This is a genomic window from Halomonas sp. 11-S5, from assembly GCF_029889825.1.
Classification (GTDB): domain Bacteria; phylum Pseudomonadota; class Gammaproteobacteria; order Pseudomonadales; family Halomonadaceae; genus Halomonas.
Genome location: NZ_JARANW010000002.1, coordinates 278,523 through 295,025, shown reverse-complemented (window position 1 = coordinate 295,025; position 16,503 = coordinate 278,523). Strand labels below are relative to the sequence as shown.

Annotated in this window: 13 protein-coding genes; 12 read left to right on the top strand and 1 reads right to left on the bottom strand. The window is 68.8% G+C overall.

Annotation, left to right across the window (positions count from 1 at the left end):
- The first annotated feature begins 16 nt into the window (after positions 1-16).
- The 5 genes from lpxB to tilS all read left to right on the top strand — a co-directional run bounded on the left by lpxB (position 17) and on the right by tilS (position 8,284).
- Positions 17-1,213, top strand: coding sequence for a lipid-A-disaccharide synthase (gene lpxB, locus OP497_RS02870; protein WP_280546361.1), 1,197 nt, complete (start codon positions 17-19; stop codon positions 1,211-1,213).
- Positions 1,210-1,848 carry a ribonuclease HII gene (rnhB, locus tag OP497_RS02865; RefSeq protein WP_280546360.1) on the top strand — a complete coding sequence of 213 codons (639 nt, stop codon included), beginning with the start codon at positions 1,210-1,212 and terminating at the stop codon, positions 1,846-1,848. The genes lpxB and rnhB overlap by 4 nt, the downstream gene beginning before the upstream one ends.
- Positions 1,849-2,052: 204 nt before the next feature.
- Entirely contained in the window at positions 2,053-5,556 is a 3,504-nt protein-coding gene (dnaE, locus tag OP497_RS02860) for a DNA polymerase III subunit alpha (protein WP_280546358.1), read from the top strand.
- Between the two features lie 325 nt (positions 5,557-5,881).
- Positions 5,882-6,835 carry an acetyl-CoA carboxylase carboxyl transferase subunit alpha gene (accA, locus tag OP497_RS02855; RefSeq protein WP_280546357.1) on the top strand — a complete coding sequence of 318 codons (954 nt, stop codon included), beginning with the start codon at positions 5,882-5,884 and terminating at the stop codon, positions 6,833-6,835.
- Positions 6,836-6,955: 120 nt separating this feature from the next.
- A complete protein-coding gene (gene tilS / locus OP497_RS02850; RefSeq protein ID WP_280546356.1) occupies positions 6,956-8,284 on the top strand; it encodes a tRNA lysidine(34) synthetase TilS in 1,329 nt (442 codons plus the stop codon).
- Here the strand turns inward: tilS and ppx are convergent.
- The gene (gene ppx, locus OP497_RS02845; RefSeq protein WP_280546354.1) at positions 8,214-9,758 is read right to left on the bottom strand and encodes an exopolyphosphatase; all 1,545 of its coding nucleotides are present in this window, start codon (positions 9,756-9,758) and stop codon (positions 8,214-8,216) included. The genes tilS and ppx overlap by 71 nt on opposite strands.
- Before the next feature lie 443 nt (positions 9,759-10,201).
- On the opposite strand from ppx, the gene rho reads away from it, so the two are divergent.
- The 7 genes from rho to OP497_RS02810 all read left to right on the top strand — a co-directional run bounded on the left by rho (position 10,202) and on the right by OP497_RS02810 (position 16,453).
- Positions 10,202-11,461, top strand: a complete 1,260-nt coding sequence (gene rho, locus OP497_RS02840; RefSeq protein ID WP_280546353.1) for a transcription termination factor Rho — start codon at positions 10,202-10,204, stop codon at positions 11,459-11,461.
- A 229-nt stretch (positions 11,462-11,690) separates the two neighbouring features.
- Positions 11,691-13,178, top strand: a complete 1,488-nt coding sequence (gene ubiD / locus OP497_RS02835) for a 4-hydroxy-3-polyprenylbenzoate decarboxylase (RefSeq protein ID WP_280546352.1) — start codon at positions 11,691-11,693, stop codon at positions 13,176-13,178.
- A gap of 18 nt (positions 13,179-13,196) precedes the next feature.
- Entirely contained in the window at positions 13,197-13,976 is a 780-nt protein-coding gene (locus tag OP497_RS02830) for an NAD(P)H-flavin reductase (RefSeq protein ID WP_280546351.1), read from the top strand.
- Positions 13,973-14,686 (top strand): dihydromonapterin reductase, encoded by a 714-nt coding sequence (folM, locus tag OP497_RS02825; RefSeq protein WP_280546350.1) that lies wholly within the window; start codon positions 13,973-13,975, stop codon positions 14,684-14,686. The genes OP497_RS02830 and folM overlap by 4 nt, the downstream gene beginning before the upstream one ends.
- 84 nt (positions 14,687-14,770) lie before the next feature.
- On the top strand, positions 14,771-14,899 hold the full coding sequence (locus tag OP497_RS02820; RefSeq protein WP_280546349.1) for a hypothetical protein: 129 nt from the start codon (positions 14,771-14,773) through the stop codon (positions 14,897-14,899).
- 64 nt (positions 14,900-14,963) lie between these two features.
- Entirely contained in the window at positions 14,964-15,089 is a 126-nt protein-coding gene (locus OP497_RS02815; RefSeq protein WP_280546348.1) for a hypothetical protein, read from the top strand.
- 299 nt (positions 15,090-15,388) lie between these two features.
- The gene (locus OP497_RS02810; RefSeq protein ID WP_280546347.1) at positions 15,389-16,453 is read left to right on the top strand and encodes a 3-deoxy-7-phosphoheptulonate synthase; all 1,065 of its coding nucleotides are present in this window, start codon (positions 15,389-15,391) and stop codon (positions 16,451-16,453) included.
- The last annotated feature ends 50 nt before the right edge of the window (positions 16,454-16,503 follow it).

Here is a 16,503-nt window from a genome sequence, read left to right as displayed (position 1 = left end):
TGATGAGGGTGGCATCATGACGGTCCGGCGCGTCTACCTGGTCGCGGGCGAGCTCTCGGGCGACATCCTGGGGGCCAGCCTGATGCGTGCGCTGAAGGCGCGCCATCCCGGGGTCGAGTTCCGCGGCATCGGCGGCCCGCGCATGATCGCCGAGGGCATCGACAGCCGCTTCCCCCTGGAGACCCTGTCGGTGATGGGCCTGGTCGAGGTGATCCGGCACCTGCCCGGCCTGGTCCGGGTGCGTCGCGAACTCAGGCGCGATGCCCTGGCCTGGCAGCCCGATATCGTTATCGGCATCGATGCCCCGGACTTCAACCTCGGGCTGGAGCGACAGCTGCGCGAGGCGGGCCTGACCACCGCCCACTACGTCAGCCCCTCCGTCTGGGCTTGGCGCCAGGGGCGGGTCAAGGGCATCGCCCGCTCGGTCGATGCCATGCTCACCTTCCTGCCCTTCGAGGCCGCCTTCTATGCGCGCCACCGGGTACCGGTGGCCTTCGTCGGCCACCCGCTGGCCGACGAGCTGCCCCTCGACAACGACCGCGTGGCCGCGCGTGCCGACCTGGGCCTGGCCGATGCCGAGCAGGTACTGGCGGTGCTGCCCGGTTCTCGGGCCAACGAGATCCGCTTCCTGGGCGAGACCTTCCTCGCTGCCGCCGAGCGGCTCTGCGCATCGCGCCCCGGGCTGCGGGTGGTGGTCCCGGCGGCGACACCCGAACGCCGCGGCGAGCTGGAGGCGCTGATGGCCGAGCATCCCGCCCTGACGGCGCGCCTGACCCTGCTCGATGGCCAGGCCCGCGAGGCCATGATGGCAAGCGATGCGGTGCTGCTCGCCTCGGGCACCGCGGCCCTGGAGGCGATGCTCTGCCACCGCGCGATGCTGGTCGCCTACCGGATGGCGCCCATGACCCACTGGCTGGCCAAGCGACTGGTCAGAACCGAGTGGATCTCGCTGCCCAACCTGATCGCCCGCGAGGCCCTGGTGCCGGAGCTGATCCAGGACGCGGCCACCCCCGAGGCGATCGCCGAGCACTTGGGCAAGATGCTCGACGATCCCGCGGGGCGGGCGGCCCTGGAGGCGCGCTTCGCCGCCATGCATGCCGGCCTGCAGCGCGATGCCAGCCGGCGGGCGGCCGAGGCCATCGAGGCGCTGGTCGCGGGCCGTCCGCTGCCGGCCAGCGTGGCCCCGGCGCTGGCCGACGAGGTGGCGCCATGACGGTCAGGGAGCGCGCGAGAGGGAAAGGGGCCCGCGAGCTGCCGCCGCTGGTGATCGACTATGCGGGCGAGCGCCTGGCCGGGGTCGACGAGGTGGGCCGCGGCCCGCTGGTCGGCCCGGTGGTCGCCGCCGCGGTGATCCTCGACCCGGCACGGCCCATCGCGGGCCTGGCCGACTCCAAGACCCTGACCGCCCGCCGTCGCGAGATCCTGGATGCGGTGATCCGCGAGCGGGCGCTGGCCTGCGCCGTGGCCGAGGCATCGGCCGCCGAGGTGGATGCGCTCAATATCTACCATGCCACGCACCTCGCCATGCGCCGCGCCATCGACGCCCTGGCGCCGGCGGCCGAGTACCTGCTGGTGGACGGCAACCGGCTGCCCGGGCATCATGTCTCCGGTCAGGCAGTGGTCAAGGGCGATGCCCGTCATCCGGCCATCGCCGCCGCCTCGATACTGGCCAAGGTCGAGCGCGACGCAGGCATGCTGGCCCTCGATGCCCGGCATCCCGACTACGGCTTCGCCCGCCACAAGGGCTACCCGACCCGCGAGCACCTGGCCGCCCTGGAACGCCTGGGGCCGCTGCCGGAGCACCGTCGCTCCTTCGGTCCTGTCAAGCGCCAGCTCGCGCTGTTCTAGGTCTGCCAGTCGCCCCTGATAGCGAGGGGCGCCGGTGATAGGCCGAAGGGGAGGTCCGATTCCAGGGAAGGAATCGGTAGCGTACAAGGAGGTATTAACAGCGCCTCCCCGCAGGCCTGTCGCCGGATCAGCCCCGAGCGATATTGCCGGGATAGCCTCGCGCTTCCTGTACTGATTATTTACCGCCAAGCCCCGAGCCCTTATATGACCACGCCCTTCGTTCATCTTCGCGTGCACAGCGAATTCTCCCTGGTCGACGGCCTGGTGCGTCTCAAGCCGCTGGTCCAGGCCGCCGTGGCCCAGGGCCTGCCCGCCGTGACGCTGACCGACGAGACCAACCTCTTCGGCCTGGTCAAGTTCTACAAGGGCGCCCAAGGCGCGGGACTCAAGCCGATCATCGGCAGCGATCTGTGGCTGGCCAACCCGCATGACGAGGGGCACCCCTATCGCCTGACGCTGCTGGCCATGGACGAGACCGGCTACCGCAACCTCACCGAGCTGATCTCGCGGGGCTGGATGCTCGGCCAGCGCCAGGGCCAGGCGCTGCTGGACAAGGCCTGGGTGCTCGAGCAGAGCGCGGGGCTGATCGCCCTGTCCGGTGGCCGGGAAGGCGAGGTCGGCCGCCACCTGCTCAGCGACCATCACGACGAGGCCCACGCCCTGCTCGAGGAGTGGAGCGCCGCCTTCCCGGGACGCTTCTACCTGGAGCTGACTCGCACCGGCCGTCCGCTGGAGGAAGAGTGCGTCCACCTCTCGGTGGACCTGGCCGTCGAGACCGGCACCCCGGTGGTGGCCACCAACGACGTGCGCTTCCTGGCGCGCGAGGACTTCTGGGCCCACGAGACCCGGGTGGCCATCGGCGAGGGCAAGGCGCTGGACGACAAGCGCCGCGAGCGACGCTACACCGAGGAGCAGTACCTCAAGAGCCCCGCCGAGATGGCGGAGCTGTTCGCCGACATCCCCGAGGCGCTGGAGAACAGCGTGATGATCGCCGCGCGCTGCAACGTGGAGGTGCGCCTAGGCGAGATCTTCCTGCCCGAGTTCGCGATTCCCGAGGGCATGACCCAGGACGAGTACTTCCGCAAGATCTCCCACGACGGCCTCACCGAGCGCCTGAACGCCCTTTTTCCGGCGGGGCGTTATCCGCGAGACGGGGCGGAGTATGCCGAGATCGATGCCCGCTACCGCAAGCGGCTCGACTTCGAGCTCGAGATCATCATCCAGATGGGTTTCCCCGGCTACTTCCTGATCGTCATGGACTTCATCCAGTGGGCCAAGGACAACGACGTCCCGGTAGGCCCGGGGCGTGGCTCGGGGGCCGGCTCGCTGGTCGCCTACGCTCAGAAGATCACCGACCTCGACCCCATCGGCTACGACCTGCTGTTCGAGCGCTTCCTCAACCCCGAGCGGGTCTCGATGCCCGACTTCGACGTCGACTTCTGCATGGAGAAGCGCGACCGGGTGATCGACTACGTCGCCGACCGCTACGGCCGCGACGCAGTGTCCCAGATCGTCACCTTCGGCACCATGGCGGCCAAGGCGGTGGTGCGCGACGTGGCGCGCGCCCAGGGCAAGCCCTACTCGCTGGGCGATAAGCTCTCCAAGCTGATTCCCTTCGAGGTGGGCATGACACTCGCCAAGGCCATCGAGGCCGAGCCGGCGCTCAAGGAGTTTCTCGACAACGACGAGGAGGCTGCCGAGATCTGGGAGATGGCCCTCAAGCTCGAGGGCATCACCCGTGGCACCGGCAAGCACGCCGGCGGCGTGGTGATCGCGCCGACCAGGCTCACCGACTTCTCGCCGCTGCTCTGCGACGAGGACGGCAGCGGCCTGATGGTGCAGTTCGACAAGAATGACATCGAGGAGGCCGGGCTGGTCAAGTTCGACTTCCTCGGCCTGCGCACCCTGACCATCATCGACTGGGCGCTGGAGATGGTCGACAAGGTGCGCGCCACCGAGGGTCAGGGGCCGCTGGACATCGACACCATCCCGCTGGATGACGTGCCGACCTTCGAGATGCTCAAGAAGGCCGAGACCACGGCTGTCTTCCAGCTCGAGTCCCGCGGCATGAAGGAGTTGATCAAGCGCCTGCTGCCGGATTCGCTGGAGGACATGATCGCCCTGGTGGCGCTGTTTCGCCCCGGGCCCCTGCAGTCGGGCATGGTCGACGACTTCATCAACCGCAAGCATGGCCGGGCGGAGATCTCCTATCCGCACCCGGACTACCAGCACGAGCTGCTCAAGCCGGTACTCGGGCCCACCTACGGCATCATCCTCTATCAGGAGCAGGTGATGCAGATCGCCCAGGTGATGGCGGGCTACTCGCTGGGCCAGGCCGACATGCTGCGCCGCGCCATGGGCAAGAAGAAGCCCGAGGAGATGGCCAAGCAGCGCGCCGGCTTCATGGAGGGCTGTGCGGCCAACGGCATCGACAAGGACCTCGCCGGCAACATCTTCGACCTGGTGGAGAAGTTCGCCGGCTACGGCTTCAACAAGTCCCACTCGGCGGCCTATGCGCTGGTGTCGTATCAGACCGCCTGGTTGAAGGCCCACTATCCCGGCCCCTTCATGGCGGCGGTGATGTCCACCGAGATGGACAACCTCGACAAGGTGGTGCCGCTGATCGAGGAGTGCCGCCACCTCTCGCTCACGGTGACCCCGCCCGACGTCAACGTCGGCGGCTACAAGTTCACCGTCGACGACCGGGCACGGGTCGTCTATGGCCTGGGGGCGATCCGCGGGGTCGGCGAGGGCCCGATCGGTGCCATCGTCGAGGCCCGCGAGGCCAACGGCCCCTTCGAGGACCTGTTCGATTTCTGCCGTCGGGTCGATCCCAAGCGCATGAACAAGCGCACCCTGGAGGCGCTGATCCGCTCTGGCGCCCTGGACACCCTGGGGCCGAATCGAGCGGCGCTGGCGGCGGCGCTGGAAGACGCACTGCGCGCCGCGGCCCAGAACCATCAGAACCAGAATGCCGGGATGATGGACATGTTCGGCGAGGCCTTCGCCGACGCCCCGGAGGAGGACGACGTCTACGCCGAGTACCGCGAGGCCCGGGAGTGGAGCGACAAGGAGCGCCTCGCCGGCGAGAAGGAGACCCTGGGGCTCTACCTCACCGGCCATCCCATTGACGAGTACGAGGGCGAGCTCGCCCGCTTCGTCTCCACCCGCATCAGCGATCTCAAGCCCTCCCGGGAGCCCCAACGGGTGGCGGGCCTGGTGGTCGGCGTGCGGACCATGAAGTCCAAGCGCGGCGACACCATGGCCTTCATGACTCTGGACGATCGCACCGGGCGCATCGAGGCCTCGCTGTTCGGCGAGCTCTATGACCAGCTGCGCGGCCGTCTCGAAACCGACCAGGTGATGATCGTCGAGGGCGAGGTCGCAAGCGACGACTACTCTGGCGGCCTGCGCCTGCGTGGCAAGGAGGTCACGCCGATGGTCGAGGCGCGCAGCCGCTTCGGCCAGGCGGTGGAGATCTCCCTGGACGGCGGTCGCCTCAACGGCCGCCTGGTGGACTCGCTGCGCGCGAGCCTCGCGCCCTTCTGCGACGCCGAAGGCCTGCCGGTAAGGCTGCGCTACCGCAATGCCGAGGCCACCGGCTGGCTGGAGCTCGCCGAGGAGTGGCGCGTCACCCCCAGCGACGAGCTGCTCACCGGGCTGCGCGAGGTGCAGGGCCAGGACGGGGTTCGGCTGAAGTACCGCTAGACCGGCGATGGGCGATAGTAGCGTGCTGTGGTCCGCATAATGCCGGCGAGGGGCACCGGAGATAGGCTGAAGTGGAGGTCCGAGGACCATGGATGGCCGAGGTAGCGCCCAGGGAGGGGTTCACAGCGCCCCCTCGACGGTCCGGCGCTCCGGGGCCTGTTGCCGGAACAGCCTCGAGCGGTGCTGCCATCTGCGATAGCCCTGCGGCGAACGGGACTCGCCTTGCGTGCCACGTTGAGGGTGCGATAATGCCAACCACTTCATTTTTCGCGCCGCACCTGGCCTTGACGGTCAGGGCGGTGAAACACGACAAGGCATCCGGCCAATGAATCCGAACTATCTCGACTTCGAACAGCCCATCGCCGAGCTCCAGGCCAAGATCGAGGAGCTGCGGTTGGTCGGTAACGACAGCCAGGTCAACCTCAGCGACGAGATCGGCCGGCTCGAAGAGAAGAGCCGCAAGCTCACCGAGTCGATCTTCAAGGACCTGAGCCCCTGGCAGGTCTCCCAGCTCTCGCGCCATCCCCAGCGCCCCTACACCCTGGACTACCTGGAGCACGTCTTCAGCGACTTCGAAGAGCTCCACGGCGATCGCAAGTTCGCCGACGATGCCGCCATCGTCGGCGGCGTGGCGCGCCTGGACGACCGGCCGGTGATGGTGATCGGCCACCAGAAGGGCCGCGATGTCCACGAGAAGGTGCGCCGCAACTTCGGCATGCCGCGCCCCGAGGGCTACCGCAAGGCCTGCCGGCTGATGGAGATGGCCGAGCGCTTCAAGATGCCGGTACTGACCTTCATCGACACGCCGGGGGCCTATCCCGGCATCGACGCCGAGGAGCGCGGCCAGTCCGAGGCCATTGCCCACAACCTGGCGGTGATGTCGCGTCTGCGCACGCCGATCGTCGCCACCGTGGTCGGCGAGGGCGGCTCCGGCGGGGCGCTGGCCATCGGCGTCTGCGACGAGCTGGCCATGCTGCAGTACTCCACCTACTCGGTGATCTCCCCCGAGGGCTGCGCCTCCATCCTGTGGAAGAGCGCCGAGAAGGCCTCCGATGCCGCCCAGGCCATGGGCATCACCGCCGAGCGCCTCAAGGAGCTGGGGCTGGTCGATACCCTGATTCCCGAGCCCCTGGGCGGTGCCCATCGCCACCCGATGCCCACCGCCGAGCGGGTCAAGGCGTCGCTGCTGGCGAGCCTTGACCGCCTGGAGACGATGGACACCGATACCCTGCTCGAGCGGCGCTACGAACGCCTGATGAGCTATGGGGCGCCGGCGTAACAAGATGGCCTCGGCGACGTTCATGGGGTCAGACCCCGGCCGAGCGACCCTGTCGGTCTCCGTGCTCCTTTCTCGACCCATCGCCGCCGCCGGGTCTGACCCCATGGGCGTGGGCGCACCATGTCCCTGCAGTCATTGATCGACAGCGCCCTGGCACGGACTCCGCCGGGGCGTTGCGTCTGGGTGGCCCTCTCCGGTGGCCTGGATTCCTTGCTGCTGCTGACCCTCGCGGCCGCGGCCGCTCACCATTACCCCCGCCCCCTGCGAGCCCTGCATGTCCACCATGGCCTGCAGGCCGCGGCCGACGGCTTCGAGCGTCACTGCCGACGGCTCTGTTCACGACTCGGCGTGCCGCTGGTCGTCGAGCGGGTGAGCGTCGACCTGGGGGCCGGACAGGGACACGAAGGGGCGGCCCGGGCGGCGCGCTATGCCGCCTTCGCCGGGCGAGTGGCGCCGGGGGAGACCCTGTGGCTGGCTCAGCACCGGGATGACCAGGCCGAGACCTTCCTGCTGGCCGCCCTGCGCGGCAGCGGGGTGCGCGGCCTGGCCGGGATGACGGCGGGCCGCGACTGGCGGGGCCGGCGGTTCGAGCGGCCGCTGCTGGGTATCGCGCGGTCGACCCTCGAGGCCGAGGGGCAGCGCCGGGGCCTGGCCTGGGTGGAGGATCCTTCCAACGACGACGAGACCCTGGACCGCAACTTCCTGCGCCACGCCGTGCTGCCGCTGCTGGCGTCCCGCTGGCCCCATGCCGGCGAGGCGCTCTCGCGCAGCGCGGCGCTTGCCGGCGAGGCCGACGCCCTGCTCGATGAGCTCGCCGGACTGGACCTCGAGCGCCTGGGCGGCGATGCGGCGTGCCTGCCGGTGCCGGGCCTGGAGGCGCTCTCCGGCCCTCGCCGGCGGCTGCTGATCCGTCATGCCTGTCGCCACCAGGGCCTGACGACGCCGCCGGCGCGGCGGCTCGAGACGCTGCTGAATCAGCTTGGTGCCGGGGAGGCTGCCGAGGTGCGGGTGGCCTGGCACGGCGCGGAGGCCAGGGTCTGGCGAGGGCAGCTCCATCTGCTGGCGCCCCCTGAGCCGCTGCCGGCCGACTGGCAGGCCGAGTGGGATGGCCACGCGCCGCTGGTCACCCCGCTGGGGGAGGTGCAGGTCTCGCTGGGCCGTTTCGATGGGGCGCCGGTCCGCCTGAAAGTGGGGCCGCGGCAGGGGGGCGAACGGCTGCGGCTGCCCGGCCGTGGCCGGCGCGACCTCAAGCGGCTGTTGCAGGAGCTCGGCGTGCCGCCCTGGGAGCGAGGGCGGCTGCTGGTGGTCCGGGAAGGAGGTGCGTCGGTGGCGGTGCTGGACCCTCAGGCGCGGTGGCAGGCCCTGGCCGATGGCTGGGTTAGTCGCGACGCAGCACCAGGGGGTAGTCCGCACTCTGCTGGTAGGCCGCTTCCTGCTCCAAGTCGTTGAGCAGGAGTGCCGGGGGCTCCTCGCCAGCGAGAGTCAGCGTCAGCGTCTCGCCCTCGGCCTCGAGCTGTGGCACGGCGGGGGGGTGCTCGGGACGGGAGTGGTTGAGGATCACCGCCAGGCGCAGCAGTCGGGCCAGCCGGGCGTGGGGGCGGCGTTCCGACTCGGGCAGGGCCTGCCACTCCTTGACTGGGAACTTGCGGCGGTGGGCGCGCACCAGGAAGGCCAGCAGTCGCTGTTCCGGGCGCGAGAAGCCGGCCAGGTCGGAGTACTCGAGCAGGTAGGCGCCGTGGCGATGGAACTGGCTGTGGGAGATGGCCAGGCCGATCTCGTGCAGTCGGCCGCCCCAGTCGAGGAAGCGTGCCTGGTCGTCGTCCAGCCCCCAGGCCTCGCGAACCTGGTCGAGCAGGGCGCCGGCGGTGACCGCCACGTTGTCGGCCTGCCGGCCATCCACCTGGTAGTTGCGGGCCAGGTTGTCCAGGGTCTTGAGGCGCGAGTCCTCGGGACTGTTGCGCCCCACCATGTCGTAGAGCACCCCCTCGCGCAGGGCGCCGTCGGCATAGCGCATCTGCTCCAGCTCGAAGGCCTCGAAGACCGCACCGAGGATTGCCACACCGGCCGGAAAGACCCGTGAGCGGTCGGCCTTGAGCCCTTCCATGGCCACCTTGTCGAGCTTGCGGCACTTGATCAGGCGCTTGCGCAGGGCGGCCAGGCCGGTGCGGGTGATCACGCCCTCGGGGGCATCCCCGGCGGCCGCGATCACCGCGGCCGCCGCCTTGATGGTGCCGCTGGACCCCACCGGGTCGACCCAGCCCAGGCGCTGGTAGGGGCGCTGGATGTTGGCCAGCTCCGATAGGGCGGCAAGCTCCGCTTTGCGCATGCGCTTCTCGCTGATCTCGCCCCCCTCGAAGAAGCGGCGGGCGAAGGTCACGCAGCCCATGCGCAGGCTCTCCAGCGCCAGGGGCTCGAAGCGCTCGCCGATGATGAACTCCGTGGAGCCGCCGCCGATGTCGACGATCAGCCGGCGGCCGTCCTCGGCCAGGGCGTGGGCCGCGCCCAGGTAGATCAGGCGGGCCTCCTCGCGGCCGGCGATGATCTCGATGCGGTGGCCGAGCAGGGCCTCGGCACGCTCGATCAGCGCCTGGTTGTTGGTGGCATCGCGCAGCGCGTTGGTGCCCACCACCCGCAGGTGGCCCGGGGTGATGTCCTCGAGGAAGGGGGCGAAGCGTGACAGGCAGTCGAGAGCACGCTGCATGGCCGCCTCGCCGAGCCGTCCGTCCTCGTCGAGACCGGCGGCCAGCTGGACCTTCTCGCCGAGGCGGGCCACCACCTGCAGGCGGTCGTCCTGATAGTTGGCCACCAGCAGGTGGAAGCTGTTGGAGCCGAGGTCGATGGCGGCGAGCCGGGTGGGGTCGCCGGCCACGGCAGCCGGAAGCGGGTCGGCAGCGGAGGGCGCCGGGTCCTGTGGCGAGGTCATGGCAGTTCCTTCGGATCGGTCTGGGGCAAGGGTGCGCGGCGCTCCCGGTCGTGTCAATTGTCGCGTGTCCCAGGGCTTGCGTTCGCCCGCCGCCTTGACTAGTATCGGGTCGTTCGCCTGTTCCGAATGCTTCCCGACCGTTTCACGGCGATCCCGTCACGGTCAGTTTCCAAGTCGTCAGACAGCCCACTGCTTCAGCCCGCGATCCCGGCCGCCTGGCCCGGACCCGCAGGTCAGGCGAAAACGAACCTGCTTCCTCGCTTCCGATATCGGCCCGGCAACCCCAGAGTGCGGTCGCCCGCCCTTGGCCATACGATGCAGCATGACGAGAGGTAGCCTGTCCGGGCTCTGAACGCATCCACAGGGCGTCATCGTCTCGCCTCCTGTCTTTCCCTCACGGCGCACTGCCGCCCGGCTTCCACGAGCGAATTCTGAACACACCGATGAATCTTACTGAACTCAAGCAAAAGCCAGTGCCGGAGCTTCTGGAGATCGCCCGCGAGATGGGCATCGACAACCTGGCGCGTTCCCGCAAGCAGGACATCATCTTCGCCATCCTCAAGAAGCATGCCAAGAGCGGTGAGCCGATCTTCGGCGATGGCGTGCTGGAGATCCTGCAGGATGGCTTCGGCTTCCTGCGCAGCGCCGACAGCTCCTACCTGGCGGGGCCCGACGACATCTATGTCTCGCCCTCGCAGATCCGCCGCTTCAACCTGCGCAAGGGCGACTCCATCTCCGGAAAGATCCGGCCGCCCAAGGAAGGCGAGCGCTACTTCGCGCTGCTCAAGGTCAGCGAGATCAACTTCGACAAGCCGGAGAACGCCAAGCACAAGATCCTGTTTGAGAACCTCACGCCGCTGTTCCCCCAGGAGCGGCTGCGCATGGAGATCGGCAACGGCTCCACCGAGGACCTCACGGCACGGATCATCGATCTCACCGCGCCCATCGGCAAGGGCCAGCGCGGCCTGCTGGTCTCCCCGCCCAAGGCGGGCAAGACGCTGATGCTGCAGAATATCGCCACTTCGATCACCCGCAACGATCCCGATTGTCACCTGATCGTGCTGCTGATCGACGAGCGCCCGGAGGAAGTGACCGAGATGTCGCGCACGGTGCGCGGTGAGGTGGTGGCCTCGACCTTCGATGAGCCGCCGGCGCGCCACGTTCAGGTCGCCGAGATGGTTATCGAGAAGGCCAAGCGCCTGGTGGAGCACAAGAAGGACGTGGTGATCCTGCTCGATTCCATCACCCGCCTGGCGCGGGCGTACAACACCGTGGTGCCGAGCTCCGGCAAGGTGCTCACCGGCGGCGTCGACGCCCACGCCCTGGAGAAGCCCAAGCGCTTCTTCGGCGCGGCGCGCAACATCGAGGAGGGCGGCAGCCTGACCATCATCGCCACGGCGCTGGTCGACACCGGCTCGAAGATGGACGAGGTGATCTTCGAGGAGTTCAAGGGCACCGGCAACATGGAGGCGCATCTGGACCGTAAGCTGGCCGAGAAGCGCGTCTATCCGGCGATGAACATTCGCCGCTCCGGTACCCGCCGCGAGGACCTGATCGCCTCCGAGGACGAGATGCAGCGCATGTGGATCCTGCGCAAGCTGCTCAACCCCATGGAGGACACCGCGGCCACCGAGTTCCTGATCGACCGCCTGAAGGATACCAAGACCAACCTCGAGTTCTTCGAAGCGATGAAACGCCGCTGACCACGGCTGCCGGGAATGCCACTGCGCGGCTGACCCGGCGACAGGCCCCGGAGCGCCGGACCGTCGAGGGGGCGCTGTAAACCCCTCCCTGGGCGCTACCGATGCCATCCCTGGCATAGGACCCCCTCTCCGGCCTGTCCCCGCCGCCGCTTGCCATGGCAACACAGCAGACGTATTCAAGGGGCATGCTATGCTGCCCCTTTCGTCATTCTGGAACCGGGAAATCCGAATGAAGTACAAGGACCTGCGCGAGTTCATCGCGATGCTCGAGGCCCAGGGCGAGCTCAAGCGCATCACCGCCGAGGTCGACCCCTACCTCGAGATCACCGAGATCTGCGATCGCACCCTGCGCGCCGGGGGCCCGGCGCTGCTGTTCGAGAACGTCAAGGGCCACACCATGCCGCTGCTCGGCAACCTCTTCGGCACGCCCAGGCGGGTGGCCATGGGCATGGGCCAGGACTCGGTCGCCGCGCTGCGCGAGGTGGGCGAGCTGCTCGCTTTCCTCAAAGAGCCCGAGCCGCCCAAGGGGTTCCGCGACGCCTGGAGCAAACTGCCGATCTTCAAGCAGGTGATGAGCATGAGCCCCAAGACGGTGCGCTCGGCGCCGGTGCAGGCGCTCGCCTACGAGGGGGAGGAGGTCGACCTCGACCGCCTGCCGATCCAGCACTGCTGGCCGGGCGACGCCGCGCCGCTGGTCACCTGGCCCCTGGTAATCACCAAGGGGCCTCACAAGTCCCGCCAGAACCTGGGAATCTATCGCCAGCAGAAGCTTGGCCGCAACCGCCTGATCATGCGCTGGCTCTCCCATCGCGGCGGCGCCCTGGATTTCCAGGAGTTCCAGCAGGAACACCCCGGCGAGCCCTTCCCGGTGGCGGTGGCGCTGGGCGCCGACCCGGCCACCATCCTGGGGGCCGTGACGCCGGTGCCCGACAGCCTCTCCGAGTACGCCTTCGCCGGCCTCCTGCGTGGCTCGCGCACCGAGCTGGTCAACTGCGGCCATGCCGACCTCCAGGTGCCGGCCTCCGCCGAGATCATCCTAGAAGGGTTCATCTACCCCGACGACATGGCGCCCGAGGGCCCCTACGGCGACCATACCGGCTACTACAACGAGGTCGAGACCTTCCCGGTGTTCACGGTGACGCGCATGACCCAGCGCGAGAACGCCATCTACCACTCCACCTACACCGGCCGGCCACCCGACGAGCCGGCGATCCTGGGTCTCGCGCTCAATGAGGTTTTCGTGCCCATCCTGCGCCGCCAGTTCCCCGAGATCGTCGACTTCTACCTGCCGCCGGAAGGCTGCTCCTACCGCATGGCGGTGGTGACCATGAAGAAGCAGTACCCGGGCCATGCCAAGCGGGTGATGATGGGGGTGTGGAGTTTCCTGCGCCAGTTCATGTACACCAAGTTCGTCGTGGTGCTCGACGACGACGTCAGCGCCCGCGACTGGAAGGACGTGATCTGGGCCATCACCACGCGCATGGACCCCGCCCGGGATACCGTGATGGTGGAGAACACGCCCATCGACTACCTGGACTTCGCCTCCCCCGTGGCCGGGCTGGGCTCCAAGATGGGCCTGGATGCTACCTGCAAGTGGCCCGGCGAGACCGATCGCGAGTGGGGCACGCCCATCGTCATGGACGCGGCCGTCAAGGCCCGCGTCAGCGAGCGCTGGAACGAGCTGGGCATCGAATGCCCCGACAACACGACGTTTTGACAACTGCATGAGGCTTTCATGACGCCAAGGACCCTGACCTGCCTGGTCACCGAGGTCGAGGATCTCACTCCGGACGTCTTCCGCGTCCAGCTGGAGGGCCGGCCCGAGGCCGTGGCCCATGATCCCGGCCAGTATCTGGAACTGAAGCTGGAGGAGGGCCTATGGGTGCCGTTCTCCATTGCCCACGCTCATGCCGGCGATGGCACCATCGAGCTTCACATCCAGCACTGGCCGGAGCGCGAGAACTCCGCCCGGCTGCGCGAGCTGATGCAAGTGGCCGAGCGACTGACCCTGCGCCTGCCCGGTGGCGACTGCATAATCGACCCGGACAGCACGCGCCCCCTGCTGCTGATCGCTGCCGGTACCGGCTTCGCCCAGATGAAGGCGATCGTCGAGGCGGCGCTGCATGCCGACCCGGCGCGCGAGATCGACCTCTGGTGGGCGGCCCGCGAGCGTCGCGATCTCTACCTGGAGCGCCTGCCCCGGGCGTGGGCGGAAGGGCATGCCAATGTCCGCTTCCATGCCGTGACCGAGGTCGCGCCCGAGGAAGCCGTGACAGGGGAGCGGGTCATCGGCCACCGTGGCCGCATCGATCAGGCCCTGGCGACGACCCTCGATGATGTCTCGGGGCATGACGTCTATGTCTCCGGTTCACCGGGCATGGTTTATGCCTGCGTCGACGTGCTCGCCTCGCTGGGGCTTGTGCCCTCGCGGGTCTTCTCGGATGTCTTCGCCTATGCGCCTCGGGATCCCATCGTGCCCACCGCGGGCAGTCTGGTGCGGGAGGAGCGGTCTTGAGCGCCTCACCGATCCTGATCACCGGTGGTGCCCAGCGGCTGGGTCGCCACTGTGCCGAGCGCCTGGTCGACGATGGCCACCCAGTGATCATCAGTTATCGCCGCGAGCGCCCCGAGCTCGATGCGCTGCGTGAGCGGGGCATCGTCACCCTGCCGGCCGACTTCTCGACGGAGGCGGGCATCCTGGCGTTCCTCGACCGGCTCAGGGCTGAGACGACCTCGCTGCGGGCCATCGTCCACAACGCCAGCGCCTGGGCGCCGGACGCCAGCGGCCCCGAGGCGGGGGCCACCTTCGAGCGGCTGTTTCGCATCCACATGCTGGCGCCCTACCTGATCAACCTGCACGCCCGGGCGCTGCTCGAGGCGTGCAGCGAGCCCCAGCGCGACATCGTGCACATGACCGACTATGTGGTGCAGAAGGGCTCCAGGAAACATGCCGCCTACGCCGCCACCAAGGCGGGCCTGGACAACCTGACGCTGTCCTTTGCCGCCATGTATGCCCCGGCGATTCAGGTCAATGCCATCGCCCCGGCAATGATCATGCTTAACGAGGGCGATGACGAGGCCTACGCCGAGAAGGCCCGCGCCAAGTCGGCGATGGAGATGATCCCCGGCCCCGGGGTGATCTATCAGAGCCTGCGCTACCTGCTCGACAATCGCTACGTCACCGGTGTGACGCTACCCGTGGACGGCGGACGCCACCTGCGCTGAGTCTGCGACCATCGGTGCCGTGCCGTGTGGCGACATCTTCGCTAGAATGCGGTCCTACCCTGACACGATCCGGAGGAGTGACACATGGCGGGACACGACACGAACTTCAAGGACGACAGCGGCCTGCTGTCGGTGGTGCTGGGCTTGGTGGTGCTGGTGGCCATGAGCTGCCTGCCGGCCACCATCGGCTGGTTGCAGCTGTTCGCCGGCTGAGCGGCCGGCCCTTGCCAGGCATGTGGCAATGCGGCAGGATGAGACGAGACCTCAGGAGCGACCCATGACCATGATTCACCGCACACAGCCCGCTTTTCGCGTTGCCCGCAATGGCAGTGGGGCGTTCGCAGTGCGCGGCTATTGGTTTGGCTACTGGTTTATCCCCGGGGTGCCCGTGGCCATGTCCTGAGCGCAAGACGCGACATCGCCGGAGGCACTCCCCACCAGGGCCGCCTCCGCCAGAACCCCCGGACGGCAGCCCCGCCCGGGGGTTCTGCGTTTCACACCACACGACCACACAGATGATATCCAGGAGAGAGACCATGATCGCATCCATCGCCATCCGCCAGACCCCAGGCTTCGCGGGTTATTACGGCTACTGGCGATTTAGCGAGCTGCGGTCGGCTCACTCCGCCACGCCCGGCCGTAGCGAGATCGGTGGCACCCGACCGACACGATGTATGACCGCTACCCGGAGTTGATGACGCCATGAACGCTTCCCTTGCTGCCGCCCCCCTGACCGAGCCCCTGCGCCGTGCCGCCAACCCGGCCCGGCCGCTGCCCACCCCCGGTGAGTTGCGCCGCGAGCTGCCGCTTTCTCCCGAGCTGGCGGCCCGGATCGAGGCCCAGCGCCAGGCCATCCACGAGATCCTCGCCGGCCACGACGGCCGCCTGCTGGTGGTGGTCGGCCCCTGCTCCATCCACGATCCCGAGGCGGCCCTGGCGTACGCCCGCCGCCTGGCCGCCCTGGCGCCCCAGGTCGAGGACCGGTTGCTGCCGGTAATGCGCGTCTACGTGGAGAAGCCGCGCACCACCGTGGGCTGGAAGGGACTGGCCTATGATCCCGATCTGGATGGTTCAGACGATATGGCCCGCGGCCTCGAGGTATCGCGTCGGCTGATGCGCGAGGTGGCCGAGCTGGGCTTGCCGGTGGCCACCGAGTTGCTGCAGCCCATGCTGGCGCCCTACCTGGAGGACCTGCTCTCCTGGGTGGCCATCGGGGCCCGCACCACCGAGTCGCAGCTGCACCGCGAGCTGGCCAGCGGCCTCGATGCGGCGGTGGGCTTCAAGAACGCTACCGGCGGCGACATCGGCGTGGCACTGGACGCCATGCGCGCCGCGGCGCATCCGCACAGCCACTTCGGGCTGGATGAGGACGGGCGCCCGGTGGTGGCGGAGACCGACGGCAACCCGCACACCCAGCTGGTGCTGCGCGGCGGCTACGGCGAGCCCAACTACCAGGCCGCCCATGTCCAGGCGGCGCGCCACGCCCTGGAGGACGCCGGCCTGTCGCCGCGGCTGATGGTCGACTGCAGCCACGCCAACGCCCGCAAGGACCACCGCCGCCAGAGCGAGGTGCTGCTCGACGTGCTGGCCCAGCGCCAGGCCGGCGAGACGGCGCTGGCGGGGCTGATGCTGGAGAGCCATCTCCACGAGGGCAAGCAGCCGCTGGATCCGGGCCGGCTGCGCCATGGGGTCTCGGTCACCGACGCCTGCATCGGCTGGGAGACCACCGAGCACCTGCTGCTCACGGCCGCGGAGCGTCTGCGTTAGCCCTGTACCGCGGGGGGCGATGTCGGGATAATGTCGTCGATTGCCGACTC